This window comes from Williamsia maris (genome assembly GCF_024171815.1).
Taxonomy (GTDB): domain Bacteria; phylum Actinomycetota; class Actinomycetes; order Mycobacteriales; family Mycobacteriaceae; genus Williamsia_A; species Williamsia_A maris.
The window spans coordinates 455798-482093 of record NZ_JAMTCJ010000003.1 but is presented as its reverse complement, the minus strand read 5'-3'; the positions used below and the strand labels follow the sequence as shown (position 1 = coordinate 482093).

Annotated in this window: 28 protein-coding genes; 19 read left to right on the top strand and 9 right to left on the bottom strand. The window is 68.0% G+C overall.

From position 1 onward, the window contains the following. Positions 1-22 precede the first annotated feature (22 nt). Positions 23-1240 (top strand): glucose-1-phosphate adenylyltransferase, encoded by a 1218-nt coding sequence (gene glgC, locus LX13_RS15635; protein WP_253662230.1) that lies wholly within the window; start codon positions 23-25, stop codon positions 1238-1240. Here the strand turns inward: glgC and LX13_RS15630 are convergent. The 3 genes from LX13_RS15630 to cofD are packed head-to-tail and all read right to left on the bottom strand — an operon-like array spanning position 1227 to position 4227. Then, positions 1227-1811, bottom strand: coding sequence for an NUDIX hydrolase (locus LX13_RS15630; protein ID WP_253662229.1), 585 nt, complete (start codon positions 1809-1811; stop codon positions 1227-1229). The two genes, glgC and LX13_RS15630, sit on opposite strands and share 14 nt — an antisense overlap. Beyond that, positions 1808-3208, bottom strand: a complete 1401-nt coding sequence (locus LX13_RS15625; protein ID WP_253662228.1) for a coenzyme F420-0:L-glutamate ligase — start codon at positions 3206-3208, stop codon at positions 1808-1810. Before LX13_RS15625 ends, LX13_RS15630 begins: the two co-directional genes overlap by 4 nt. Continuing rightward, positions 3205-4227: a 2-phospho-L-lactate transferase gene (cofD, locus tag LX13_RS15620; RefSeq protein ID WP_253662227.1), complete on the bottom strand. Its 1023-nt coding sequence runs from the start codon at positions 4225-4227 to the stop codon at positions 3205-3207. The genes LX13_RS15625 and cofD overlap by 4 nt, the downstream gene beginning before the upstream one ends. Before the next feature lie 317 nt (positions 4228-4544). On the opposite strand from cofD, the gene LX13_RS15615 reads away from it, so the two are divergent. Next, complete coding sequence (locus LX13_RS15615) at positions 4545-4874, top strand: WhiB family transcriptional regulator (protein WP_253662226.1); 330 nt, start codon at positions 4545-4547, stop codon at positions 4872-4874. A 37-nt stretch (positions 4875-4911) separates the two neighbouring features. Here LX13_RS15615 and LX13_RS15610 read toward each other — a convergent pair whose 3' ends face one another. Next, a complete protein-coding gene (locus tag LX13_RS15610; protein WP_253662225.1) occupies positions 4912-5421 on the bottom strand; it encodes a metallopeptidase family protein in 510 nt (169 codons plus the stop codon). A gap of 117 nt (positions 5422-5538) precedes the next feature. Between LX13_RS15610 and LX13_RS15605 the strand changes: the two genes are divergently transcribed. After that, complete coding sequence (locus LX13_RS15605) at positions 5539-5955, top strand: DUF3499 domain-containing protein (RefSeq protein ID WP_253662224.1); 417 nt, start codon at positions 5539-5541, stop codon at positions 5953-5955. On the opposite strand, the gene LX13_RS15600 is transcribed toward LX13_RS15605, so the two are convergent. Next, positions 5926-7011 carry a phosphatase PAP2 family protein gene (locus LX13_RS15600; RefSeq protein WP_253662223.1) on the bottom strand — a complete coding sequence of 362 codons (1086 nt, stop codon included), beginning with the start codon at positions 7009-7011 and terminating at the stop codon, positions 5926-5928. The genes LX13_RS15605 and LX13_RS15600 overlap by 30 nt on opposite strands. Before the next feature lie 71 nt (positions 7012-7082). Here LX13_RS15600 and LX13_RS15595 point away from each other — a divergent pair, with 71 nt between their 5' ends. Genes LX13_RS15595 through manA form a run of 3 tightly spaced genes read left to right on the top strand, consistent with a single transcriptional unit; the run spans position 7083 to position 10907 of the window. Further along, complete coding sequence (locus LX13_RS15595) at positions 7083-8486, top strand: phosphomannomutase/phosphoglucomutase (protein ID WP_253662222.1); 1404 nt, start codon at positions 7083-7085, stop codon at positions 8484-8486. Positions 8487-8505: 19 nt separating this feature from the next. After that, positions 8506-9603: a hypothetical protein gene (locus LX13_RS15590; RefSeq protein WP_253662221.1), complete on the top strand. Its 1098-nt coding sequence runs from the start codon at positions 8506-8508 to the stop codon at positions 9601-9603. Further along, positions 9603-10907: a mannose-6-phosphate isomerase, class I gene (gene manA / locus LX13_RS15585; RefSeq protein ID WP_253662220.1), complete on the top strand. Its 1305-nt coding sequence runs from the start codon at positions 9603-9605 to the stop codon at positions 10905-10907. Before LX13_RS15590 ends, manA begins: the two co-directional genes overlap by 1 nt. Here manA and LX13_RS15580 read toward each other — a convergent pair. Then, positions 10868-11449 carry a TetR/AcrR family transcriptional regulator gene (locus tag LX13_RS15580; RefSeq protein ID WP_253662782.1) on the bottom strand — a complete coding sequence of 194 codons (582 nt, stop codon included), beginning with the start codon at positions 11447-11449 and terminating at the stop codon, positions 10868-10870. The two genes, manA and LX13_RS15580, sit on opposite strands and share 40 nt — an antisense overlap. Before the next feature lie 186 nt (positions 11450-11635). On the opposite strand from LX13_RS15580, the gene LX13_RS15575 reads away from it, so the two are divergent. The 5 genes from LX13_RS15575 to nrdF all read left to right on the top strand — a co-directional run bounded on the left by LX13_RS15575 (position 11636) and on the right by nrdF (position 16623). Then, positions 11636-12190: an NAD(P)H-dependent oxidoreductase gene (locus LX13_RS15575; protein WP_253662219.1), complete on the top strand. Its 555-nt coding sequence runs from the start codon at positions 11636-11638 to the stop codon at positions 12188-12190. Positions 12191-12456: 266 nt separating this feature from the next. Continuing rightward, complete coding sequence (gene nrdH / locus LX13_RS15570) at positions 12457-12690, top strand: glutaredoxin-like protein NrdH (RefSeq protein ID WP_188489847.1); 234 nt, start codon at positions 12457-12459, stop codon at positions 12688-12690. 34 nt (positions 12691-12724) lie between these two features. Further along, positions 12725-13246 (top strand): class Ib ribonucleoside-diphosphate reductase assembly flavoprotein NrdI, encoded by a 522-nt coding sequence (gene nrdI, locus LX13_RS15565; protein WP_253662218.1) that lies wholly within the window; start codon positions 12725-12727, stop codon positions 13244-13246. Between the two features lie 118 nt (positions 13247-13364). Continuing rightward, positions 13365-15566 (top strand): class 1b ribonucleoside-diphosphate reductase subunit alpha, encoded by a 2202-nt coding sequence (gene nrdE, locus LX13_RS15560; protein ID WP_253662217.1) that lies wholly within the window; start codon positions 13365-13367, stop codon positions 15564-15566. Between the two features lie 52 nt (positions 15567-15618). Next, on the top strand, positions 15619-16623 hold the full coding sequence (gene nrdF / locus LX13_RS15555; protein ID WP_253662216.1) for a class 1b ribonucleoside-diphosphate reductase subunit beta: 1005 nt from the start codon (positions 15619-15621) through the stop codon (positions 16621-16623). 88 nt (positions 16624-16711) lie between these two features. Here the strand turns inward: nrdF and LX13_RS15550 are convergent, their stop codons facing one another. After that, complete coding sequence (locus tag LX13_RS15550; protein WP_253662215.1) at positions 16712-17452, bottom strand: SDR family oxidoreductase; 741 nt, start codon at positions 17450-17452, stop codon at positions 16712-16714. Between the two features lie 60 nt (positions 17453-17512). Here LX13_RS15550 and LX13_RS15545 point away from each other — a divergent pair, with 60 nt between their 5' ends. Continuing rightward, entirely contained in the window at positions 17513-17953 is a 441-nt protein-coding gene (locus LX13_RS15545; RefSeq protein ID WP_253662214.1) for a MarR family winged helix-turn-helix transcriptional regulator, read from the top strand. A 91-nt stretch (positions 17954-18044) separates the two neighbouring features. Here the strand turns inward: LX13_RS15545 and LX13_RS15540 are convergent, their stop codons facing one another. Together LX13_RS15540 and LX13_RS15535 are read right to left on the bottom strand one after the other, a co-directional pair. Then, positions 18045-18536 carry a beta-class carbonic anhydrase gene (locus tag LX13_RS15540; protein ID WP_253662213.1) on the bottom strand — a complete coding sequence of 164 codons (492 nt, stop codon included), beginning with the start codon at positions 18534-18536 and terminating at the stop codon, positions 18045-18047. Positions 18537-18638: 102 nt separating this feature from the next. Beyond that, positions 18639-19589, bottom strand: coding sequence for an ABC transporter substrate-binding protein (locus LX13_RS15535; RefSeq protein WP_253662212.1), 951 nt, complete (start codon positions 19587-19589; stop codon positions 18639-18641). Between the two features lie 283 nt (positions 19590-19872). On the opposite strand from LX13_RS15535, the gene ctaD reads away from it, so the two are divergent. From ctaD to LX13_RS15500, 7 genes are all read left to right on the top strand, one after another. Next, positions 19873-21639 (top strand): aa3-type cytochrome oxidase subunit I, encoded by a 1767-nt coding sequence (ctaD, locus tag LX13_RS15530; RefSeq protein WP_253662211.1) that lies wholly within the window; start codon positions 19873-19875, stop codon positions 21637-21639. A 1-nt stretch (position 21640) separates the two neighbouring features. Beyond that, positions 21641-22897, top strand: coding sequence for a phosphoserine phosphatase SerB (serB, locus tag LX13_RS15525; protein WP_253662210.1), 1257 nt, complete (start codon positions 21641-21643; stop codon positions 22895-22897). Positions 22898-22899: 2 nt separating this feature from the next. Then, a complete protein-coding gene (locus tag LX13_RS15520) occupies positions 22900-23718 on the top strand; it encodes an aminoacyl-tRNA hydrolase (RefSeq protein WP_253662209.1) in 819 nt (272 codons plus the stop codon). Beyond that, positions 23711-24154, top strand: coding sequence for a cupin domain-containing protein (locus tag LX13_RS15515; protein WP_253662208.1), 444 nt, complete (start codon positions 23711-23713; stop codon positions 24152-24154). Before LX13_RS15520 ends, LX13_RS15515 begins: the two co-directional genes overlap by 8 nt. Positions 24155-24219: 65 nt before the next feature. After that, complete coding sequence (locus tag LX13_RS15510; protein ID WP_253662207.1) at positions 24220-25083, top strand: ABC transporter ATP-binding protein; 864 nt, start codon at positions 24220-24222, stop codon at positions 25081-25083. Then, positions 25080-25904 (top strand): NUDIX hydrolase, encoded by an 825-nt coding sequence (locus tag LX13_RS15505; RefSeq protein WP_253662206.1) that lies wholly within the window; start codon positions 25080-25082, stop codon positions 25902-25904. Before LX13_RS15510 ends, LX13_RS15505 begins: the two co-directional genes overlap by 4 nt. Positions 25905-25955: 51 nt before the next feature. Next, complete coding sequence (locus LX13_RS15500) at positions 25956-26270, top strand: hypothetical protein (protein WP_253662205.1); 315 nt, start codon at positions 25956-25958, stop codon at positions 26268-26270. Positions 26271-26296: the final 26 nt, after the last annotated feature.

The following is a 26296-nucleotide window of genomic DNA, read 5'->3' as shown; positions in this document are numbered from 1 at the left end:
GATGGCGGATAAGTTGGGCGGTGTGAGATCACAGCCGCACGTGCTCGGGATCGTGCTCGCCGGCGGCGAGGGAAAGCGTTTGTATCCCTTGACCATGGACCGCGCGAAACCCGCCGTCCCGTTCGGTGGCGCCTATCGCCTCATCGACTTCGTCCTCAGCAACCTGGTCAACGCCGGGTATCAACGTCTGTGCGTGCTGACGCAATACAAATCGCACTCGCTCGACCGGCACATCTCCCAGACGTGGCGGTTGTCGGGGTTCAACGGCGAATACATCACGCCCGTCCCGGCGCAGCAGCGCCTCGGACCCCGCTGGTACACCGGCAGCGCCGACGCGATCTTCCAGTCCCTGAACCTCGTCTACGACGAGGAGCCGGACTACATCGTGGTCTTCGGTGCCGACCACGTGTACCGGATGGATCCTGAGCAGATGGTCCAGGCGCACATCGAGTCCGGTGCGGCGGCGACGGTCGCGGGTATCCGCGTCCCGCGCAGCGAGGCGTTCGCCTTCGGGTGCATCGACGCCGACGAGTCCGGTCGGATCACGCAGTTCCTCGAGAAGCCGAAGGACCCGCCGGGCACACCGGACGATCCCGAGGCGACATTCGCCTCGATGGGCAACTACGTGTTCACCACCTCGGCGTTGGTGGAGGCGATCCGCGCCGACGCCGACGACAGCGACTCCGACCACGACATGGGCGGCGACATCATCCCGGGTTTCGTCAACCGGGGCGAGGCCCACGTCTACGACTTCAAGGACAACGAGGTCCCCGGGGCCACCGAGCGCGACAAGGGCTACTGGCGCGACGTGGGAACGCTCGACGCGTTCTACGACGCGCACATGGACCTCGTCTCGGTACACCCGGTGTTCAACCTCTACAACCGTCGGTGGCCGATCCGCGGTGCCGCCGAGAACCTCGCCCCCGCCAAGTTCGTGCACGGTGGGTTGGCGCAGGAATCGGTGGTCGGCGCCGGATCCATCATCTCCGCGGCGACGGTGCGCAACTCGGTGCTCAGCTCGAACGTGATCATCGAGGACGGCGCCACGGTCGAGGGCAGCGTCCTCATGCCCGGCGTCCGGATCGGTCGAGGTGCAGTGGTGCGCAAGGCGATCCTGGACAAGAACGTCGTCGTCGGCCCCGGTGAGATCCTCGGTGTCGAACTCGAACGCGACCGCGAGAAGTACGCGGTCAGTGCGGGCGGTGTGGTCGCCGTCGGTAAGGGCGTCAGACTGGGCTGACGCCTCCGGCCGCGGCGATTGCCGCGGCCACCAGGTCGGTCATCTCGGGCCGATGGGTGTCGTCGGGCAGGTCGCCGACCGGCCACCACCGCAGGTCGACCGATTCGTCACTGCGCACGATGTCGGGCAGTCCACCGCCGTCGACCTCCGGTGCGATCCCCAGGAACCGGACGTCGAGGTGCCGGGTCGGGATCCCCAGCGAGCAGGTGATCGGGTGCGTGTGCAGCGCAATCGGGTTCGTCGACAACGCCAGATCTCCGATACCCGACTCCTCGCGCGCCTCTCGTGCCGCGGCGTCGTGCAGGGTGTCGTCGGACTCCTCGCAGTGCCCACCCACCTGGATCCACGCACCGACCCGTGGGTGCAGCGTCAGCAGGGTGTGGGTGCCGGTGTGGTCCAGGATCAGCGTCGACGCAGTGAGGTGGCCGGGGGCGCAACTGCGCAGGCACGCGTCGTCGCGCGCGGCCAGGAACGCGAGCACGGTGTGCCGCATCGAATCCTGTGACCGGTCGGTGGTGTCCCAATCGGTGAGCAGCCGCGTCGCCGACGTGTGCAGACTCGCGGTGCTCATCGGATCTCGACCAGACCGTCGGTCACGGCCGGCCCGCGCAGGGTGGGTGCGTCGACCGGATGGCCGATGGCGATCGCGCCCAACGGTTCCCAGTCGATCGGCACGTCGAGCTCGGTGGTGACGACGTCGCGGGCGAAGATCGTCGAGCCCACCCAGCAACTGCCGACACCGCGTACCGACAACGCCACCAGCAACCCCTGGACGGCGGCACCGACGGCGACGGTGAACATGGTGTGCTCGGCCGTCGCCCGTGCGGAGTCGGGATAGTCGTGCGCGCCGTCCATCGTCAGCATCGGGACGACGAGTTCGGGCGCGTCGTAGAGCAACTGACCGCGACTGATCCGACGGTCGACGGACTCCGTCGACTTCCCGTCGGATTCGAGGTCGATCCGCCAACGGTCGGCCATTGCGTCGAGCAGGCGTCGGCGACGGGCGGGGTCGCGAACCCACACGAAGCGCACCGGGTGGGTGTGGTGCGGCGCCGGCGCCGTGAGCGCCTCGGCGAAGGCGGCGTTCATCACGTCCTCGGCGACCGGGGTGTCGGCGAAGGCGCGCACCGACCGCCGCGTCAGCAGGGCCTGTCCGCGGCCGAGTTCGATGGCCTCGTTGGTCCCCAGCCAGAACAGGTCGTCCTCGCCGGGACGGACGAGATCGCGCGCGGTGGAACCGTTGTCGCGCGGATGTAGCCCGCGCACGATGGCGACCGGGGTCTCGCCGAGCTTGCCCTTGACCAGATCGGCGGCGGCCGCGATCTCGTCGACGACGGCGATGTCGGTCACGACCAACTCGTTGCCGTGGCGGTCGACGGTCCCGTCGTAGGGGTGGGTGACGGCGATGCCCGCGGCACCGATCGCCGCGTCGATCTGACCGTTGCGCCAGGCGCGACCCATGGTGTCGGTGACGACCACGGCGACCTGCACTCCGAGCAGTTCTGCGATCGCCGTGCGCAGGCCAAGCGCGCTGGCGTCGGGATCCACCGGCAGCAGCGCGAGTTGGTCGGTGTCGACGTTCGAGCCGTCGACGCCGGCGGCCGCCTGCACGATGCCGAGGGCGTTCTCGGTGATCAGGGTGCGGTTCTTCCGGGCCAGGACGCGCACCGACTCGTTCTCGACGAGCCTGCGGCGCAACGCGTCCCGTTCGTCGGGGTCGCTCGGCGCGGTGACCATGCGACCCTCGACCTTGGAGAAGATCTTGCTGGTGACCACGAGGACGTCGTCGGTGCGCAGATCCGGCGCCGCCCGGGCGATCTCGGCGGCGATGTCGTCACCGGTGGTGAAACGGGGGAGTCCGCGCACCGCGATCAGGGTGATCTCGCCGGTGGCCGCGTGGTCGGCAGCGGGGCCACCGGACGGGGCGTGTTCGGCCGGGGTGGGGTCGCTCGTGCCGGTGGTGCTCATGCCGGGGTCACGGGGACGCCCACGAGATCGCAGGCGTCGCGGACCATCTGGGCGGTCACGCTCGGCTCGGACATCAACAGCGGAACGGCACGGGTGGCGACCCCGGGGATGTCGGCGGTGTCGCCGGGGGCGACGAGCCAGCCGTCGAGGATGCCGGTGCCCGATCGTGCGCCGTAGTGCGCGCCGATGGCCTCGGCGGTCGTCTCGACCCCGATCACCGACAGGCACTCGTCGGCCATCCCGCGCAGGGGTGCGCCGCCGATGACGGGGGAGATGCCGACCACGGGCGCCGACGTCGTGCGCAACGCCGCGCGGATGCCGGGGACGCTGATGATCGCGCCGATGCTGACGACCGGGTTGCTCGGGGCCAGCAGGACGATGTCGGCGTCGGCGATGGCCTCGAGCACGCCGGGTGCGGGCGTGGCGTCGTCGGAGCCGACCTGCGCGAATCCGTGCGTCGGGATCTTGGCGCGGTAGCGCACCCACCACTCCTGGAAGTGGATCGCGACCTTGTCGTCGTCGGGGTCGCCACTGCGATTGACGACCACGTGCGTCTCGTGGCGGTCGTCGGTGGCGGGCAGCAGTCGCACGCCGGGCTGCCACCGCTTGCAGAGCGCCTCGGTGATGTCGGACAGGCGGTAGCCCGCGTCGAGCATCTGGGTGCGGATGAGATGTGTTGCGAGGTCGCGATCCCCGAGACCGAACCAATCCGGGTCGGCGCCGTATGCGGCGAGTTCCTCCTTCGCGTTCCACGTCTCGTCGAGTCGTCCCCACCCGCGCTCGGTGTCGATGCCGCCGCCGAGGGTGTACATGCAGGTGTCGAGGTCGGGGCAGATCCGCACGCCGTGCATCCAGGCGTCGTCACCGACGTTGACCACCGCGGTCACCGTGTTCGTCGAGCCGCCGCCGTCCGCACCACCGTCGGCGCCGGCCGGGAACGGGGTCGGTCCGAGGAGGTGGCGCACGCCGTCGAGGAATCGTGCGCCCCCGACGCCGCCGACGAGAACCGTTGTCTTCACGACGACCTACTCTAGTGCGGTGCCGACGCGGGTGACGGTCCGCGTGCGACGAGCGGCCCGCACGGACCGGCGAATGTGCTCCGCGACACACCCGTCGTGTCGAGACGCCGAATCGTCGGTGCAGGGTGGTATTGGGAATTTGGCTGTTCCGCTTGACCGCACCAGTGCCCGACGTGTCTAATCACATCAGTGTCATTATCGTTTCGTGATCGAGAATCGTTGAGCCGCTTCGAATTCGATCACATGTTCGAATCCGGGCAGATTACGACACAGGCGACACCCCACACACTTTCCATCCGAGATGAGGAGGCCCGGCGATGACTTCTGAGCACCTGATGAGCAACGGCCTTCATTCGCACGCGCCCGCACCACAGACACCCCACCTGAGCATTGTCCCCGACGACTTCGATGCGTTGTTCGACAACATCGAAGATCAGTGGCAGGACCGCGCCCTATGCGCTCAGACCGACCCCGAGGCGTTCTTCCCCGAGAAGGGCGGATCGACCCGCGAGGCCAAGCGCATCTGCCAGGGATGCGAGGTCAAGCCCGAATGCCTGGAGTACGCCCTGCACAAGGACGAGCGCTTCGGCATCTGGGGCGGTCTCTCCGAACGCGAACGTCGCCGCCTCAAGCGCGGCATCATCTGATCGACTGAGCGACAACGTCTCTCGGGTCGAGCTCGATCTACTGGGGGCTCGGGTCGATGGTGTCCTCGTCGACACCGAGGTGCGTCGCCACCTGCTGCACCAGCACCTCGTGCACCAGGTCGAGCAGATCGGCACCCTTGTCGGCCCGCGATTCCAGCGGGCGGCGGAACAGCACGATGCGGGCCTTCGACGGCCGTCCGGCCGTGTCGATCCCGGCGGGCAGCAGTCGTGCGAGGGGGATCGGGCCGTCCGCGGTGACCTCGTCGGGCCACTGCACCGTCTCCGGATCGCGGGGGAGCATCCGCGGGATCTCGTCCACCGCGAGATCGAGATTGCCCAACTGGTCATGCCACTGAGCGTCGATCTCGGCGAACGCCTCCAACACGACCAGGTCGAACGACTCCGACCGCGTGTTCGCCGCGGGCACCCCTGGTGGCAGCAGCGTCGACCGCAGACCCCGACCGCGACGGTCGCGACGGTGACCACGACGGTCGCGACGCAGCGATCCGCGGTCGCGCGCGTCGAGTGGATGCAGAGTCCTGGCCATGGCGAGAGTGTAGACACGACCACTCCTGCGCCACGCGAGTGTCACGATGGCGTGTCGGTGGCGCCACGCCGGGTGTGTCTGCGGTGTCCGTGCGGCCCGTCGGGCTAATCTCGCATGGTGAGGCTCCCCCGTCAGTGCTGCAGGCCCGGTTGTGCCCAACCGGCGGTCGCCACGTTGACGTTCGTCTACGCCGAGTCGACCGCGGTTGTCGGTCCGCTCGCCACGTCCGACGAGCCCCACTCGTGGGACCTGTGCGACCTGCACGCCAGTCGGATCACCGTCCCGCGCGGCTGGGAGATGATGCGCAGCGAGGGTGGTTTCGCCGCCCCGTTCGGCGACGAGGACGATCTGACCGCGCTGGCCGAGGCCGTGCGCGAGGCCGGCGGCCTACGCAGTGCGTCGGGGGCCGACGTGGCCACCCGATCCGCTCAGCACTCCGCGTGGCACACCCCGCCCGCGCCCGTCTCCGCGGCCAACCGGCCCCGGCCGGGCCGCCGCGGACATCTACGCGTGCTGCCCGACCCGGTCGACTGACCCCGGTTCCTGCGCTTTCCGGCGGCTCCACCATCGTTCGGCCGCACCGCAACCCACCATCACCAGCGCCGCGAGTCCCCATCCCAGGATGAGGTCGAAGACGTAGTGCTCGGCGGAGTACACGAGTGTGAACGCCATCGCCGCGGCGTAGCCGACCCACAGTGTCCGGCCCAGCTTGCGGGTACGACGCCACATGAACATCGCCAGCAGCCCGGTGAGCCCCGCGTGCAACGACGGGATCGCCGCGACCTGATTGGACCGTTCCTGGCCGACCTCGACGACGTCGCGCACCGGTCCGATGTGCAGGACATCCCAGCCTCGGCTCGAGATGCGCTCGACGAACGGGGCGCCGTCCTCGCGGGGCGCCACGGTGCCGAGCAGTCCGCCGTCGGCGACGCCGTCGGGACTCGTCTTGAGACATGCGGGAAACGCGGGGCCGTCGGCGATCTGCGACTGGGTGCACTGCGCGGCAGCCCACGGGGGAGCGGCGGGTACCAGGATGTACCCGACCAGCCCGAGCAGGAACAGCACCACGAAGCGGGTGACGAAACGTCGCCATGACGTGCGGTCACGTAGCCACAGCCATGCGGCGAGCGCGTAGGGGACGATGAAGTAGGACATGTACACCGCGCTGGTGATGACCTCCCACCACTGCGGATCGGCGTGCTTGAGGTGTTCCTGCAGCCACACCGTCGGGACGACGCCGAACATCCACCGGTCGGCGTCGACGGCGAGGTTCCATCGCGTCGGCATGCCGAGGAACGCCGCGACGCCACGGGTGGACTCGTAGGCGAACAGCACCAGCCCGAACGGGAGCCAGTCGCGGACCACCAGCAGCGGGTTGCGTCGGCCGATGCTCGTGGCCACCAGGCCGGCACCCACCGCGATCAGGATCCACAGGAAATCGAACGACATCACGCGGGTCACCGTCAGCACGGCAAGGGTCAAGGCCCACACTGTGATCGCGGCATACCGCAGACGGACCAGGCGGGTCGACGGTGTCGAGGTCGTCCCCGACGACTGCGGCTGTGTCGGAGGTGATTGGACATCGGTCATCGACGTCGTCCAACCACTAAGCTGAGCGCAGATCGACCAGACGAGATCGAACCGAACCGAGGAGCACCGACGTGCCAGACCCGACCAGGGTGCCCAACGCCACCACGAACCGCACGACCGAGTCCGTGGCCGCCGTGGTGAAGGCCTACGACGTGCGCGGATTGGTCGGAGAGCAGATCGACGAGAAGTTCGTCGCCGACGTCGGACGGTCGTTCGGTGGACTCATGCACTCGGAGGGCTCGACCTCGGTGGTCGTCGGCTACGACATGCGCGAGTCGTCCCCGACGCTGGCCAGGGCCTTCGCCGACGGCGTGTGCGCGCAGGGCCTCGACGTCGTCCTCATCGGACTCGCCTCGACCGACCAGCTCTACTTCGCCTCCGGTGTGCTCGATCAGCCCGGCGCGATGTTCACCGCGAGCCACAACCCGGCCGCCTACAACGGGATCAAGCTGTGCCGCTCCGGCGCCAAGCCGGTCGGACAGGACACCGGACTGGCCACCATCGCGGAGCAACTGGTCGACGGGGTGCCCGAGTACGACGGACCGTCGGGGACGATCAGCGAGCGCGACGTGCTGTCTGACTACGCGGCGTATCTGCACGAACTCGTCGATCTCTCTGGTGTCAGACCGCTGACGGTCGCCGTGGACGCCGGGAACGGCATGGGTGGGCACACTGTTCCGGCGGTACTGGGGGATTCCCCGGTGTTCACTGTGCGTTCACTCTACTTCGAGCTCGACGGAACCTTCCCCAACCACGAGGCCAACCCGCTCGACCCGAAGAACCTGGTCGATCTGCAGGCCTTCGTGCGTGAGACCGGCGCCGACATCGGGCTGGCGTTCGACGGGGACGCCGACCGCTGCTTCGTCGTCGACGAGCGCGGCGAGCCGGTGTCGCCGTCCGCGGTCACCGGCCTCGTCGCCGACCGTGAACTGGCCAAGAACCCAGGCGCGACGATCATCCACAACCTGATCACCTCGCGCGCGGTGCCGGAGCTGATCACCGAGCTCGGTGGGACCCCGGTCCGTACCCGCGTCGGGCACTCGTTCATCAAGGCACAGATGGCGCAGACCGGCGCGGTCTTCGGCGGCGAGCACTCGGCGCACTACTACTTCCGCGATTTCTTCAACGCCGACTCCGGGATGCTGGCGGCCATGCACGTCCTGGCGGCACTGGGCGCCACCGACAAGCCGGCCTCGGAACTCTTCGCCGACTACGAGCGCTACAGCGCGTCGGGCGAGATCAACTCCACGGTCGCCGACGCCACCGCCCGCACGGCCGAGGTGGTCGCGGCGTTCGCCGACGACGCCACCGACATCGACGAACTCGACGGCGTCACGGTCAGTCTCACCGACGGCTCGTGGTTCAACCTGCGGGCGTCGAACACCGAACCGCTGCTGCGTCTCAACGCCGAGGCGCCGGATCCCGCGCGGATCGACGCCCTGGTCGAACGCATCCTGGCCATCGTCCGGGCCTGACGCCGATACCGTAGAACCCATGCTCACCGGTGCCCCCGATCTCGACGACGTGACCAGCCTGCAGGCCGCCGACGTCGACGGTCGCCTACGGCTGGCCGCGATGACCGGTGCGCAGGTGAGAGCCGTCGACGAGGCGGTTCGCGAAGGGGTGCTCGCGCCGCTCGCCGACCTGCGGCCCCGCGCCGTCGTATTGGTGGTGGGCGGCGGGACCGCGTCGGCCGCCGCCGATCTCGTCGTCACGACGATGGCGTCGCGCGTCGATGTCCCGATCGTCGTGGCGGGCACCCTGCCCGGGTGGATCGGTCCGCTCGACCTGGTGGTGCTGGTGGGCGACGACGCCGGTGACATGACCTTCGCCGACGCCGCGGCCCGGGCCACCCGGCGCCGGGCCGAGCTCGTCGTCGACGTCCCCCTCGAGGGCCCCCTGGCCGAGGCCGCAGGCGGATCGGCCCTGGACCTGTCGCCCCGCATCCCCGCACCGCCGGAGTTCCGGTTCGTCGGCCACGTGGTGGCCCTCCTCGCGGTGCTGGGCGCGTTGACCGCCGTGCGCTCGACCGGCCCCCGGGTGGACATGGGTGCGCTGGCGCAGGCTCTCGACGACGAGGCCGCCGCGGCACACCCGGGCAACGAGGTGTTCCACAACGCGGCCAAGGGGCTGGCCGCCCGCATCGCCGATCGATCGGTCGCCTGGGCCGGTGACACGCCCGCATCGACCGTGATCGCCGGGCATGCCGCCCGCTCGATGTACACGATCGCCGGCGTGAGCAGCGTGGGATGTGATCTCGCGCAGGCGGTGGCCGGAGCCGCGGGCCGGCCGGTGGACCAGTCGGCGCCGGTCGACTCGATCTTCCACGATCCGGAGTTCGACGGGCCCGTCGAACGTCCCGTCCGGGTCGAGGTCATCACCACACCGTCGTCGGAATGGTCGGTGCATCAACGGATGTCGATACTCCCGGACGCCGACGTGGTGGCGCTGTCCGGGCTGGACCCGAGGCTGCCCGAACCAGGGCGTCCCGACGAGGTCGGTCACACCCCGGACGACCTGATCCACCTGCTGGTCCTGTCGCTGCGCATCGAGATGGCGGCGATCTACCTTCGGTTGACGGGAGCGCGCTGATGCGGTTGCTCGAGGGCATCATCCGGCCGTACGCATGGGGATCGCGAACGTCGTTGGCGGCGTTGCGCGGCCACCCGACACCGTCGCCGCATCCGGAGGCCGAACTGTGGTTCGGTGCGCATCCCGGGGCGCCGTCGCTCGTGGTCGCCGACGACGCGACCGATTCCTCCGGCGATCTGCTGTCGGTCATCGACACTGATCCGGTGGCCGAACTCGGCGGCGAGTGCGCCCGGGGCTTCGCCAACCGGCTGCCGTTCCTGGTCAAGATCCTCGCCGCCGACGAGCCGCTGTCGCTGCAGGCGCACCCGACCCTGGAGCAGGCCCGTGCGGGCTTCGCCCGGGAGAACGCGGCCGGTATCCCGGTCGGGGCGACGAACCGCAACTACCGCGACGACAACCACAAGCCCGAACTCGTGGTGGCGCTCACCGAGTTCGACGCCCTTGCCGGCTTCCGCGATCCCGCCACGACCGTCGAGTTGCTCCGGGACCTGCAGGTCGCCGAACTGGACCCCTACCTGGGCCTGCTTGCGGGACAACCGGACTCGGACGGCTTGCGCGCACTGTTCACCACCTGGCTCACGCTGCCCGACGTGATCCTGCAGGCCCTGATCCCGCCTGTTCTCGACGGGGCGATCGCCTACCTCGGCCGGGGTGAGCGGCGCTTCACCCATGAGTTGCAGACGGTGCTCGAACTCGGCGAGGCCTACCCGATGGACCCGGGTGTGCTGACGGTGTTGCTGCTCAACCGGATCCGGCTGAAGCCGGGGGAGGGCCTGTACCTCGGCGCGGGCAACCTGCACGCCTATCTGCAGGGCACCGCGGTGGAGGTCATGGCCAACTCCGACAACGTGCTCCGCGGCGGACTGACGCCCAAACACATGGACGTCCCCGAACTGCTCGCGGTACTCGACTTCGCGCCCACCGCGCCGTCGGATCTGCTGCCCGGGATCCACACGCTCGGGGCCGAGCGGATCTACTCCACGCCCGCGCCCGAGTTCCGGCTCTCCCGGGTCGAACTCGACGGAACCGGACTACAGCGGACGTCGTCGATCTCGTTCGACGCCGCGGGCCCGCAGATCCTGACGGTCATCGCCGGGACGATCGAGATCCGGACGCCGGACGGCAGGGTGCTGTCGGTGTCGGCGGGGTCGTCGGCGTGGCTCGGCGACGCCGATCCCGACGTGGTGGTCCGCGCCGCCTCGAGCCGGTCGGTGTTCTTCCGTGCGCTGGTACCCGGCGTCGGTCCGCGGACCGAGGAGCGCGATCAGGCCGGCGTGAGCGAATCGACGAGTCGCTCCCACTGATCGCCGATCGTCTCGACGGTCAGGCCCTCGTGCACCATCAGGTGGTGCACCGAGGCAGCCTCCAGCGGCGCCAGCAGGGCAAGTGAGACGGTGGGGACGGCATCGCCGAAACCCATGTCGGCCAACAGCGTCTGCACGTGTATCACCGCGACCCGGTGGGCCGGATGTGCCAGCCGGCCCGGCCCGGAGGCGTCGTCGGCCTCGATGAGGATGTCGAGGTGCGCGCACACCATCGCCAGACGGGCCCGTCCGTAGGCCACGAGTCGTTCGACGGCCGGTGCCCCCGGGCCCAGCGGTGGCGGCCCGGACAGGAACGAGCGCTGCATCTCGGTCTCGGAGTGGTCGAGCAGCGACATCATCAGCCCCGCGCGGCCACCGAACCGACGGAACACGGTGCCCTTGCCGACGCCGGCCTCACGCGCGACCGCGTCCATGGTCACCGCGGCGGCGCCGTGGTTGTCGATGAGTCGTTTGGCGGCCGACAGCAGCAGGGCGCGGTTGCGGATCGCGTCGGAGCGTTCGGAGTCGCCCGGACCGGCCATCGTCAGTTTCAGCGCGGACGGCGTCGACGTACCCGAGGATCTCGACCCGCCACTGGTTGCCACACCGCTGAGCGTAATGGTTGACGTGCGCGGAATAGATACGGACCCTGGTCCGGTTGATGCAGTGCGAACCGTTCAGTCGTGGCCGCCGAACATGGCCGCAGCGATACCGAGGAGTGATGTCACATGTCCGAGTCCGTCAAGATCGTGGCCCTGGTGGGCAGCCTGCGTGCGGAGTCGATCAACCGCAAGGTGGCGGAGCTGGCCGCGGCCGGTGCGCCGGAGTCGGTGTCGGTCGAGATCTACGAAGGTCTCGCGACCGTCCCGTTCTACAACGAGGACCTCGACGTCGAGCCGCTCGACCCGGCCGTCGACGCCCTGCGCACCACGCTGGCCGACGCCGATGCCGTGTTGATCGTGACGCCGGAATACAACGGCACCATCCCCGCCGTCGTGAAGAACGCGATCGACTGGGGGTCGCGTCCGTACGGCAACGGATCGCTCAAGGACAAGCCGGTCGCCGTCATCGGCGCATCGCTGGGCCGGTACGCGGGCAAGTGGTCGCAGGAGGACGCGCGCAAGTCGGTCGGCATCGCCGGCGGCAAGGTGGTCGACAGCGTCGAGGTCGGGATCGCCACGTCCGAACTCAATGGCCGACCGGTCTCCGAGGTGCCCGAACTGGTCGAGCAGGTGCGGTCCGCCGTGGCCGACCTGGTCGGCGCCGTGGGGGCCACTGTCTGACCCTGCGTGTACTTCTGGAACGACCCGATGGCGGCATCACGACATGTGGTGCCGCCATCGTCGTCCGTGTGACCTGCGACACGCCGAAGGGAATTCCGCCACGCCCGGGCGCACCCCTGCGACCTGCGACTTCCATGAATGTTATTCGCAACCCCTTGTGTTGCTTACGTATGTCAGACACTAGGTGTAGTGTTTGGCAGACCGACAGGCCGCGCGATGTGCGAGTCCGTCAGCACCCCGCACATCGTGAGTATCGAGGAGTTCCCATGAGCATCACCGTCTACACCAAGCCGGCCTGCGTGCAGTGCAACGCCACCTACAAGGCCCTCGACAAGCAGGGTCTGGACTACGACATCGTCGACATCAGCCAGGACGACGAGGCGCGTGACTACGTGATGGCGCTCGGTTACCTGCAGGCGCCCGTCGTGGTCGTCGGTGAGGACCACTGGTCCGGTTTCCGCCCGGATCGCATCAAGGCGCTCGCCGTCGCCGCTGCCTGATCCCGCTCGTCCGTTCCACGTCTGGAGGTCCACCATGTCGACCCCGGACCACTCCATCTCCGATCGCCCGGCCGACGGTACCGCCGACGCGCCGTTGATCGTCTACTTCTCCAGCGTCTCGGAGAACACCCACCGTTTCGTCGAGAAGCTCGGCCTCCGGTCGGTCCGCATCCCGGTCGTCGACCGGGCCGAGCGGGTCAGCTCGTTCACCGTCGACGAGCCCTACGTCCTGATCTGTCCGACCTACGGCGGCGGCAAGCCGTCGGAGGCCGGCGACGGACCGGTACGGGCCACCGGGGGATTCGTCCCCAAGCAGGTGGTCAAGTTCCTGAACAACGAGCACAACCGTTCGCTGATCCGCGCTGTCATCGCAGCGGGGAACACGAACTTCGGCGAGGAGTTCTGCCACGTCGGAGACATCATCTCGGCCAAGTGCCGTGTCCCGTACCTCTACCGATTCGAACTGATGGGCACCGCAGAGGACGTCGACCGCGTCCGGGACGGTCTCCGCGAGTTCGACACCGACGCCACGATCGCCCGGACCGTCCCCGCCTGAGGCGCGTCACCCGCACCTCGGTGCGGTAGGCGGGTCCCGCCACACGCATCTCGCCCCACAGTCATCGCAGTTGTCCCAGTCTTCCCACGTATTCGACCCACCACCCACAGGAGCTCCAGTGTCGCCAACCGTTACCCCCGTCAAAGACGCGACCGACGCCTCGGCGAGTACGTCGGGGGCGCACGCCGGTCCGGCCGGGCACGAGCCGGGCGAGATGGACTACCACTCGCTCAACGCGATGCTGAACCTGTACGACGCCGACGGCAAGATCCAGTTCGAGAAGGATCGTGAGGCGGCGAACCAGTACTTCCTGCAGCACGTCAACCAGAACACCGTCTTCTTCCACGATCTCGACGAGAAGCTCGACTACCTCGTGGAGGAGAACTACTACGAGCCCGAGGTCCTCGAGCGCTACGACCGCGAGTTCGTGAAGGACCTCTTCGGCTACGCCTACAAGAAGAAGTTCCGGTTCCCCACCTTCCTGGGGGCGTTCAAGTACTACACCTCGTACACGCTCAAGACATTCGACGGGAAGCGCTACCTCGAGCGCTTCGAGGACCGCGTGTGCATGGTCGCGATGACCCTCGCCGACGGCGACACCGAACTGGCCCGTGCCCTCGTCGACGAGATCATCTCCGGCCGGTTCCAGCCGGCCACCCCCACGTTCCTCAACTCGGGCAAGAAGCAGCGCGGCGAGCCGGTCTCGTGCTTCCTGCTGCGCATCGAGGACAACATGGAGTCCATCGGTCGGTCGATCAACTCGGCGCTGCAGCTGTCCAAGCGCGGCGGCGGAGTCGCGTTGCTGCTCAGCAACATCCGTGAGCACGGCGCGCCGATCAAGAAGATCGAGAACCAGTCCTCGGGTGTCATCCCGATCATGAAGCTGCTCGAGGACTCGTTCAGTTACGCCAACCAGCTCGGGGCCCGTCAGGGTGCGGGCGCGGTGTACCTGCACGCGCACCACCCCGACATCTACCGCTTCCTCGACACCAAGCGTGAGAACGCCGACGAGAAGATCCGCATCAAGACGCTGTCGTTGGGCGTCGTGATCCCGGACATCACCTTCGAGCTGGCCAAGCGCAACGACGACATGTACCTGTTCTCCCCGTACGACGTCGAGCGCGTCTACGGCGTGCCGTTCGCCGACATCAACGTCAGCGACAAGTACAACGAGATGGTCGAGGACCGCCGGATCCGTAAGACCAAGATCAAGGCGCGCGAGTTCTTCCAGACCCTCGCCGAGCTGCAGTTCGAGTCGGGCTACCCGTACATCATGTTCGAGGACACGGTGAACCGCGCCAACCCGATCGACGGCAAGATCACGCATTCGAACCTGTGCTCGGAGATCCTGCAGGTGTCGACCGCGTCGACGTTCAACGACGACCTGTCCTACTCCACCGTGGGCAAGGACATCTCGTGCAACCTTGGCTCGCTGAACATCGCCAAGACGATGGACTCGCCGGACTTCGGTCAGACGATCGAGACCTCGATCCGCGGCCTCACCGCGGTGAGCGATCAGACCGCGATCACCTCGGTGCCGTCGATCCAGGAGGGCAACAACAGCTCTCACGCGATCGGCCTCGGTCAGATGAACCTGCACGGCTACCTCGCCCGCGAGCGCGTCTACTACGGCAGCGAGGAGGGCATCGACTTCACGAACATCTACTTCTACACGGTGCTGTTCCACGCGCTGCGTGCCTCGAACCTGATCGCCAAGGAGCGCGGTCACTCGTTCGGCGGCTTCGAGAAGTCCAAGTACGCGAGCGGCGAGTTCTTCGACAAGTACACCGACCACGCCTGGGAGCCGGCCACCGCACGGGTCGCGGAGCTGTTCGCGGGCGCGGGCGTGCACATCCCGACCCAGGACGACTGGCGTCAGCTGCGCGCATTGGTGCGCGAGCACGGCATCTACAACCAGAACCTGCAGGCGGTGCCGCCGACCGGATCGATCAGCTACATCAACCACTCCACCAGCTCTATCCACCCGGTGGCCGCGAAGGTCGAGATCCGCAAGGAGGGCAAGATCGGTCGCGTGTACTACCCGGCGCCGTTCATGACCAACGACAACCTGGACTACTACCAGGACGCGTACGAGATCGGCTACGAGAAGATCATCGACACCTACGCCGCGGCGACGCAGCACGTCGACCAGGGGCTGAGCCTGACCCTGTTCTTCAAGGACACCGCCACCACGCGCGACGTCAACAAGGCGCAGATCTACGCATGGCGCAAGGGAATCAAGACGCTGTACTACATCCGCCTGCGCCAGCTCGCGCTGGAAGGCACCGAGGTCGAGGGTTGCGTCTCGTGCATGTTGTGACCACCCGCCTCTCGGCAACCCCCACCTTCGAATCGACCTGCAGGAGCGCACGATGACGTCCACCCAGAGCCATTCGCCTGCCGACGGCGCGCCGATCAAGTTGGTCAGCCGGGTCTCGGCCATCAACTGGAACCGCGTTCCCGACGAGAAGGACGCCGAGGTCTGGGATCGCCTGACCGGCAACTTCTGGTTGCCCGAGAAGGTGCCGGTGTCCAACGACATCCCGTCGTGGGGCACGCTCACCGATCTCGAGAAGCAGCTCACCATGCGGGTGTTCACCGGTCTGACGCTGCTCGACACCATTCAGGGCACGGTCGGCGCGGTGTCGCTGATCCCCGATGCGGCGACCCCGCACGAAGAGGCGGTGCTCACCAACATCGCGTTCATGGAGTCGGTGCACGCCAAGTCCTACAGCTCGATCTTCTCGACGCTGTGCTCCACCAAGGACATCGACGAGGCGTTCCGCTGGTCGGAGGAGAACGTCAACGTCCAGCGCAAGGCCAACATCGTCATGGACTACTACCGTGGCGACGACCCGCTCAAGCGCAAGGTCGCCTCGACGCTGCTCGAGTCGTTTCTGTTCTACTCGGGCTTCTACCTGCCGATGTACTGGTCGAGCCGCGCAAAGCTCACCAACACAGCCGATCTCATCCGTCTGATCATCCGCGACGAGGCCGTGCACGGGTACTACATCGGCTACAAGTACCAGCGCGCGCTGGAGGTGCAGACCCCCGAGCGTCGTCAGGAGCTCAAGGACTACACCTTCGAGCTGCTGTTCGAGCTGTACGACAACGAGACCGACTACACCGAGACCCTCTACGACGAGGTCGGTCTCACCGAGGACGTCAAGAAGTTCCTGCGCTACAACGCCAACAAGGCCCTGATGAACCTGGGCTACGAGGCGATGTTCCCGCGCGACGAGACCGACGTGAACCCGGCGATCCTCTCGGCGCTCTCACCCAATGCCGACGAGAACCACGACTTCTTCTCCGGGTCGGGCAGCTCGTACGTCATCGGCAAGGCCGTCAACACCGAAGACGACGACTGGGATTTCTAGAGTCCCACCGACAAACGCTCCATTTTCGACGAAACGCTCCGGTTGCAGCCGGAGCGTTTCGTCGTAACCGGAGCGGATGCAGTGGATTTCAGGCGGCGCCGCCGTTGACGCGGACAATCTGCCCGCTGATCCAGCTCGCCTCCGGTGTGGTGAGCAGGGCGACGGCGTCGGCGATCTCGGTGACATCACCGAGACGGCCGGCGGGGGAGGCCTTCTCGATCGCGGCGAGCTGCTCGGGGGTCTTGCCGTCGGAGAACATCTCCGACCGGATCAGGCCCGGCGCCACCGCGTTGACCGTGATCCCGCGCGGGGCCAGCTCCTTCGCCGCGACCCGCGTGAACGTCTCCACCGCCGCCTTCGCTGCGAGGTAGACACCCATTCGCGGCGTGGTGACCGCGATGGCGGTGCTCGACAGGTTGACGATCCGCCCGCCGTCGACGAGGTGGTGGGCCGCCGCACGCAGCCCGTTGTAGGTTCCGCGCGCGCTGACGTCGAAGACACGGTCGTAGGCGTCGTCGTCGAGCTCGGACAGTTCCCCGAGGACGCTGACGCCCGCGTTGTTGACCAGGATGCCGACCTCGCCGAATTCTGTTCGTGCCGTGGCGAACAACGCCTCGACGTCCGTCGGCGACGCGACGTCGCCCTGCGCGGCGATCGCCCGTCCGCCGGCGTCGACGATCGATCGCACCGTCGCCTCGGCGTCGGTGACGCCGTGGGCGTAGTTCACCAGGACGGGGTGGCCCTCGCGGGCAAGTCGCTCGGAGATGGCTCGGCCGATCGAGCGCGACCCTCCGGTGACGATGGCTGCGGCGTACGTGCTGGTTGTCATGACAACCACGGTAGACGTGATCGGTTGTCGTGACAACCCATTGGTCGATACGGTGGCCGTATGACATCCAGCGCTCGACTCACGCCGACGGAACTCGCACTGTGGCACCAGTTCAAGCTGGTGGGGGAGAGGGTGAACGCGGCGGTTGAACGCGACATCCTCGCAGCGTCGGATCTGACCGGCGCGGAGTTCGGGGTGTTGACGCGTCTGGTCGATCTCGGCGACGGTTCGCTACGACAGGGGGAGTTGGCGACGTCCATGCGCTGGAACAAGAGTCGGCTGTCGCACCAGATCACCCGCATGGAGAAGCGTGACCTGGTGACGCGGAGTTCCGAGGACGCGTCGGCGGTCACGGTGAGCATCACCGACGGGGGCCGTCGCGCGCTGAAACCGGCCCGACCCGCCCACGCCGAATCGATCCGAGAGCACCTCACCGAGAGGTTGTCGGCGGATCAGCGGGCGACGTTGGCGTCGGTGTTCGAATCGCTCTTGGCGGAGTGAACGACAAACGCTCCACCTCTAGCGAAACGCTCCGGTTGCAACCGGAGCGTTTCGTCAAAAGTGGAGCGTCTGTGACGCCGAGGCGTGACCGCTAGCGCGTGACCTCGTTGAGCTTGCCGGTGGCGACGTCGAAGACGAAGCCGCGCAGCGAGGTGGTCTTGGTGACGAACGGGCTGTTCTCGATGCGGGCGAGAGACTGCTTGACGTCCTCGTCGAGATCAGGGAACGCCTCGGCCGACCAGGCCGGCTTCACCCCGATCTCGTCCTGGATGCCGCGCTTGAAGTCGTCGTCGGTGAACGTGAGCATCCCGCAGTCGGTGTGGTGGATCAGGATGATCTCGGTGGTGCCGAGCAGGCGCTGACTGATCGCGAGCGAGCGGATCTCGTCGTCGGTGATGACGCCGCCGGCATTGCGGATGACGTGCGCCTCACCCTCGTTCAGGCCGAGGATCCCGTACACGTTGAGGCGGGCGTCCATGCAGGCGACGACGGCGACGTGCTTGCTCGGGGGCAGGGGGAGCGGGCCGGAGAACCCGGCGGAGTACTCGGCGTTGTTGGTCAACAGGTCATCGGTCACAGTCATGCGTACATGCTGATCTGCGCATATCTGCTTGGGAACCGTTGGGTTCAGTCCGCGTTTAACATTTCGCAATCGCCCGCGAACTGAGTGCGGTCGTCGTCGGGTTCAGCTGGAGCTGCGGTTGAGCGACCGGATCACGTCGTCCATCACGATGGGCGCCGCGGCCAGACCGACGCCGCCGTACCAGATGTCGTCGGTGACGACGAGTACCCGACCCCAGCCCGGGGCGCCCATGTCGAGCCACTGATCGCTCTTCATGACCGAGGTGCCGTGCTTCTCCGCGGCGGTGTCGGTGAAGCTGACGTAGATGATGTCGGCGTCCGCGTCGGTGAAGTTGTCGTCGGTCACCGCGACCGCACCGGCCTGCCGCTGACTGGCCGGCCGCTGCGCGCCCATCGCCGAGAGGATGGTGCCCGCGTACGAGTTCGTGCCCTCGATGGTCTCGCTGTCGGCGCCGAAGCGGACCAGCCCGACCTGGGTGTGGGAGGCGTCGAGACGGGCCCCCGCGCGTTTGGCCTGTGCGGCGAAGGCGTCGAGCCGGGTCTTGCCCTCGTCGCTGCGTCCGAGTCCGTCGGCGACGGCCGCGAACTGGTCCTGCCACGACTCGGTGCGGTCGATGGTCAGCGCGCGTCCGCCGAACGGTGCGGCCAGCGACGCGTCGTAACCGATCACGACGTCCGCGCGTGCGCCCCGGGCGGCGTCGGCCGAGGGCTGGGATCCGATTGTGGGACGCGAGGTGACGGCGGGCCCCAGGTAGCGGGGGATGGCGGCCTTCTCGGCGGCGATCGCGACCACTCGCGTCTGCAGTCCGAGGGCGCAGACCGCGTCGAGCAGGGCGGGGTCGGTCACGGCGATCCGGTCGATGTCCGGCTTGCCCGGGTCCACCGCGGACTCGGTTCCGCAGGAGGCGTCGAAGGCGCGTTCCGGTGTCACCAGATCGGCGCCGGCGATGCGTGTCGTGGTGGTCACGATCGTGCCCTCGCCACCCGGGATCGACGACCCGCCGCACCCCGCGGCCGCCAGGGCGGTCACCGCGATCACCGCCACAACGGACACGACGGCTCGTCGACGCTGGAAAATACCGTTCACCTGCATTCTTCCGATCGTGATCAGGGCGCTCTGCACGCGGATATCGTGGATCACGCTAGCACCGACGACACCGCTGATCTGCGACGCGTGTCGTGGCGCGAGTGGTGTTCGTCGAGTCGTCGCACCGCCGGTCGAACGGCGTGTACGACAGAACGTAGGACCCACTCGGCTCACAGGGGTGCAAGGGTTTACGATCAGCTGTAGCGATGTTCGTTGTGGTGGCCGTATGGCCACGCAGGCAGGAGGATCTGTGACCGCCCTCGACCAGCCCACCCAGGTGGTTCCGGATCGGGCCTATCCGGCTCGGACCGGGCCAAAGGGCTCGTTCATCTACAAGATGATCACGACGACCGACCACAAGATGCTCGGCATCATGTACCTGGTCACGTGTTTCGGCTTCTTCCTCATCGGCGGCCTGATGGCTCTGCTGATGCGTGGTGAGTTGGCCGTTCCGGGCATGCAGTTCCTGTCGACGGAGCAGTACAACCAGCTGTTCACGATGCACGGCACCGTGATGCTGCTGCTGTACGCGACCCCGATCGTCATCGGCTTCGCGAACGTGGTGCTCCCGCTCCAGATCGGTGCACCCGACGTCGCGTTCCCGCGTCTCAACGCCTTCAGCTACTGGCTGTTCCTCTTCGGCGGACTGATCGTCATCGCCGGCTTCGTCACCCCCGGTGGTGCCGCCGACTTCGGTTGGACCGCGTACACGCCGCTGACCGACGCGATCCACTCGCCCGGCGCCGGCGCCGACCTGTGGATCATGGGCCTGGCCGTGGGTGGTCTCGGCACCATCCTCGGTGCGGTCAACATGGTCACCACCGTGGTCTGCCTCCGCGCACCCGGCATGACGATGTTCCGCATGCCGATCTTCACCTGGAACATCCTGGTGACCAGCGTCCTGATCCTGCTCGCGTTCCCGCTGCTGACCGCTGCGCTGATGGGACTCGAGGTCGACCGACAATTCGGCGCCCATCTCTACGACCCGGCCAACGGTGGTGTGATCCTCTGGCAGCATCTGTTCTGGTTCTTCGGTCACCCGGAGGTCTACATCATCGCGCTGCCGTTCTTCGGCATCGTCTCGGAGATCTTCCCGGTGTTCTCCCGCAAGCCGATCTTCGGTTACTCGACGCTGATCTACGCGACGCTCGCCATCGCGGCGCTGTCGGTGGCCGTCTGGGCGCACCACATGTACGCCACCGGCGCGGTGTTGCTGCCGTTCTTCGCCTTCATGACGTTCATCATCGCGGTGCCGACCGGAGTGAAATTCTTCAACTGGATAGGCACGATGTGGAAGGGGCACTTGACCTTCGAGACACCGATGCTGTTCTCGGTGGGCTTCCTCGTGACCTTCCTCTTCGGTGGCCTGACCGGCGTGCTGCTCGCCAGCCCGCCCCTGGACTTCCACCTCTCCGACAGCTACTTCGTCGTGGCGCACTTCCACTACGTCCTCTTCGGAACCATCGTGTTCGCCACCTACGCGGGCATCTACTTCTGGTTCCCGAAGATGACCGGCCGCATGATGGACGAGAAGCTGGGCAAGATCCACTTCTGGCTGACCTTCATCGGCTTCCACGCGACCTTCCTCGTCCAGCACTGGCTGGGCAACGAGGGCATGCCGCGCCGCTACGCCGACTACCTGCCGTCGGACGGGTTCACCACGTTGAACATCTTCTCGACGGTCGGTGCGTTCATCCTGGGTCTGTCGACGCTGCCGTTCCTGTGGAACGTCTTCCGCAGCTACCGCTACGGCGAGGTCGTGACCGTGGACGACCCGTGGGGCTTCGGCAACTCGCTCGAGTGGGCCACCAGCTGCCCGCCGCCGCGCCACAACTTCACCGAGCTGCCCCGGATCCGTTCCGAGCGTCCCGCGTTCGAGCTGCACTATCCGCACATGATCGAGCGGATGCACGCCGAGGCGCACGTCGGCCAGGCGAGCAAGCACATGGAAGAGGCCAAGCGAGATCCGGTGACCGTCGGCACGCACGAGTCGTCGACAGAAGCCGATCCCAACTGACGTGAGCCCTGAGCCCGCGCCGGGAACCGCCGACGCAGGGTCATCGATCGCGGTGCTGATCACCGTCACGGGGCCCGACCGCCCGGGCGTGACGTCGGTACTGCTCGGTGCGCTCTCGCGTCACGGCGTCATCCTGCTCGACGTCGAACAGGTGGTCATCCGTGGCCGTCTGACGCTCGGCGTCCTGGTCAACTGCGCCACCGACCCCGAGTCGTTGCAGGAGACCGTCGAGCAGGCCATGAGCTCGATCGACATGGTCGTCAGCGTCGAGGTCGGCGCCGATCCCGGTGTGCGGACGGTCTCGACGCATGTCGTGGTCATCCTCGGCAACCCGGTGACCGCCAAGGCGTTCAGCGCGCTGGCCACCGAGCTCGCCGGCCAGCGCGGCAACATCAACTCGATCCGCGGGATCGCCGACTACCCGGTGACGGGGCTCGAGTTGATGGTCAGCGTCAAGAGGGACGACCTCGTCGCCGACGTCGCGCTTCGCAAGGGGCTGGCGAAGGTGGCCAAGCGTCACGGCGTGGACGTCGCCGTCGAACGCGGCGGTCTGGCCCGGCGGGCCAAACGACTGATCGTGTTCGATGTCGACTCGACCCTGATCCAGGGTGAGGTCATCGAGATGCTCGCCGCCAGGGCGGGCAAGGAAGCCGAGGTCGCCGCGGTCACCGAGGCGGCCATGCGCGGTGAACTGGACTTCGCCGAGTCCCTGCACGAGCGGGTGAAGGCACTGACCGGACTCGACGCCTCGATCCTCGACGAGGTCGCGAGCTCCCTCGAGCTGACGCCCGGGGCACGCACCACCATCCGCACGCTGCACCGCCTCGGCTACCACTGTGGCCTGGTCTCCGGTGGCTTCCGGCAGGTCATCGACGGCCTCGCCCATGAGCTCGAACTCGACTTCGTGCGGGCCAACACCCTCGAGATCGACGACGACAACAAGCTCACCGGTCGCGTGATCGGCGAGATCATCGACCGACCGGGCAAGGCGGTCGCGCTGCGCGCCTTCGCCGATCAGGTCGGGGTGCCGATGGAGCAGACCGTCGCGGTCGGCGACGGAGCCAATGACATCGACATGCTCACCGCTGCCGGACTGGGTATCGCGTTCAACGCCAAGCCCGCGCTGCAGGAGGTCGCCGACGCGGCGCTGTCGCATCCGTTCCTCGACGCCGTGCTGTTCATCCTCGGCGTCACCCGTGACGAGATCGAGGCGGCCGACGCGGTCGACGGCACCTCACGTCGCGTCCCGCTGCTGTAGACGTGACCTTCGCCGATCGTCATCGGCTGCTGACCGACTACGTCGGCGGCGGCGCCGATCCCGCCGACCCGGCGCAGGTGCTGGCGATGCCCGTGGTGCTGCACATCGAGAAGAACGACCCGCCGCCCCGTCGTGCCCTGCTCGAGGCCGCGGCCCGCGCGGCGGTGCTTCTCTGCCTCGACGAGCGCGCCGACGCCGTAGCCCCCGATGCCGCAGATCCCGACCCCGCAACCCCCAACGCAGCCCCACCGGCCCCCGGCCCCTGGCACGACGGTGTCGCGACCTGGTGCGACGCCCGGATCCGCAAGATCAGCCGCCGTGCCCGCGGAGCGCATTGGGTCGCGGCCCAGGAGGTCGCGGGACTCACCGTCGACACCGGGGAAGCCCAGGCCCGGGCGATCGTTCCCGGACCCGTCGGCGACCTCGACAAGCGGATCGCCCGGCTGCAGATCGGTGGAACCGACGTCGACGGCGACCTCGACGCCGATCCGACGTCGCCGGGTGAGCTGATCCTGTGGATCAACCCGACCCTCGACATGACCGTCGGCAAGCTGGCCGCGCAGGTGGGCCACGCCTCGATGCTCGCGGCCGGACTCTTCGACACCGCTGAGGCGCTGCGGTGGTGGCGGGACGGCTGTCCGTTGGAGGTCGCCGTCGCAAGCGAGGCGGCATGGTCTGACCTGCTGCGCCGTGGCCCCGATTCGGTTGCCCCCGTTCGTGACGCGGGGTTTACCGAGGTGGCGCCCGGCTCGGTCACGGTGATCGCCGAGCGCGCTCTGACCGCACCCCAGGACCGCACACTAGGCTCGCTCCATGAGTGAACTGCCCGATTGGGCTCAGGGCCTGGATCTGCAACCGCATCCCGAGGGCGGATGGTTCACCGAGACCTGGCGCAGCGACCTCACCCTGCCGACGGGCGTTCTGCCCGAGGACTATCCGGGCGCCCGCGCGGCCGGGACCGCCATCCTGTTCCTGCTGCCCGCCGGCGCGGAGTCGGCCTGGCACACGGTGCGCGGCGCGGAGATCTGGCTGCATCACCGGGGCGCACCGGTCGAGCTGATCCTCGGCGGTACCGACGACGCGCCCGGTGCGGAGACCACGGTCGTGCTCGGCCCCGACATCACCGGCGGGCAACGGCCGCAGCACGTCGTGCCCGGCCACGAGTGGCAGCGTGCGCGCTCACTCGACAACGCGCCGTCGTTGGTCAGCTGCATCGTGGTCCCCGGCTTCGACTTCGCCGACTTCCGACTCGTCTGAGACCCACCGGCTCGCGGGGAGAGTCGGACCACCGCCGTGACCCCGACGTGCGGCACGATGGGGGAGTGCCCGACAGTGACGACAACTCGACGACGGACTTCCCCACCCCGGACCCCGACCTGCTGATCGACTTCACCGACGTGACCCTGGTCCGTGACGGTACGACCCTGGTCGGCCCGATCACGTGGCAGGTGGAACTCGACGAACGGTGGGTCGTCATCGGCCCCAACGGTGCGGGCAAGACCTCCCTGATGCGGATGGCGGCCGCCGAGACCCACCCGACCTCGGGCTCCGCGGTCCTGCTCGGCGAGCGTCTCGGTCACACCGACATCCGAGACCTGTCCACCCGGATCGGCGTGACGTCGTCGATGCTGGCCGAGCGGATCCCCGACCACGAACTCGTCACCGATCTCGTGATCTCCGCAGGTTACTCGGTGCTGGGGCGCTGGCGGGAGGACTACGAGGAGGTCGACCGTGCGCAGGCCGTCGAGACCCTGGAATCCATGGGTGCCGAGCATCTCGCCGATCGCCGCTTCGGGACGTTGTCGGAGGGCGAGCGCAAACGGGTGCTGATCTCCCGGGCCCTGATGACCGATCCCGAACTGCTGCTGCTCGACGAGCCCGCCGCCGGCCTCGACCTCGGTGGACGCGAGGAACTCGTGGCCCGACTCGGTGTGCTGGCCGCCGACCCTGATGCGCCGGCGACGGTGTTGATCACCCATCACGTCGAGGAGATACCGGAGGGGTTCACCCATGCGCTCCTGCTCAAGGAGGGCGGCGTGGTCGCCCAGGGTCTGCTCGAGGACGTACTGACCGCTGAGAACCTGACCGCCGCGTTCAGTCAGAACATCTCGCTGGACCGGCTCGACGGCCGCTGGTTCGCCCGGCGTGCCCGTCGCGCGGGTGGCCACCGACGGGCCCGGGCATGACCGGCCCGGGCGCCGGGTTCGTCCCGGTCGACGATCCCGAATCCGTGCCCGTGCGTGACGCCGCGACGGTCGTGGTCATCCGCGACGTCGCTGACACCGACTCGACGCCGGGCGGGATCGAGGTGTTCCTCATCCAACGGGTGCAGGAGATGGCCTTCGCCGGTGGCATGACGGTGTTCCCCGGCGGCGGGGTCGACGCGCGCGACGCCGAGGCCGACGTCGCCTGGACCGGCCCGCACCCCGACTGGTGGGCCGACCGCTTCGGTGCCGACGAGGCCACCGCCCAGGCGCTGGTGTGCGCCGCGGTCCGCGAGACGTTCGAGGAATGCGGGGTGCTGCTCGCGGGGCGGACACCCGACACCGTGCTGGACGACGCGACGCCGTACCACCCGGCGCGGGCACAGCTGGTCGACAAGACGATCTCGCTGGCCGGATTCCTGCGCGAACACGACCTGATCCTGCGCTCGGACCTGATCGTGCCCCTGGCGCACTGGATCACCCCGTTGGGCGAACGCCGCCGGTACGACACGCGGTTCTTCCTCGCCGCGCTGCCGGGCGGACAGGAGGCCGACGATCGCACCACCGAGGCCGCGTCGGCGACCTGGCACCGCGTGGACGACATCCTCGCCGAGTGGGAGGCGGGTCGGGTGTTCCTGCTGCCGCCGACATGGGCGCAGCTGCAGGAACTCCGGCGGTTCGACACCGTCGCCGACGCGTTGGCCGCGCCCCGCGAGATCACGATGATCTGCCCGACGGTGATCTCCGACGGCAGCAGTGTGCGTCTGGAGTTCGACGGGGTCGAGCGCTACAACCGCCGCTGATTGAGTAGTTCCACGCTGTTCGCGTGCACGCTGGTCCGCTGGAATCGGTGCATGACACACACGAGCCGTCCCGCACCCACCCCGACCGATCGCTCCCAGCGCACCGCGGAGGTGGCGTCGGCTGCCGCAGCCTGTGCGTTCGTCCTTCTTGGCATGTCGTTCGTCATCGCCTGGTCGGCCCTGGGCGACGTCACCGCGTCGTCGGGCGCGTTCGTCGGCGCGCTGGCGCTCTGGCTCGCCGGACTCGTTGCAGCCTTCATCGCGGCTGCGGCGCGGTCGCGGACGGTCAGCATCGCAGGCGCCCTCGCCCTGGTGTTCGCCCTCGCGCCATTCTGGGGGTTGCCGTTGATGGCCTGGCTGTCCTGAACCCGCCGGGGCCGAGACCGCCGACC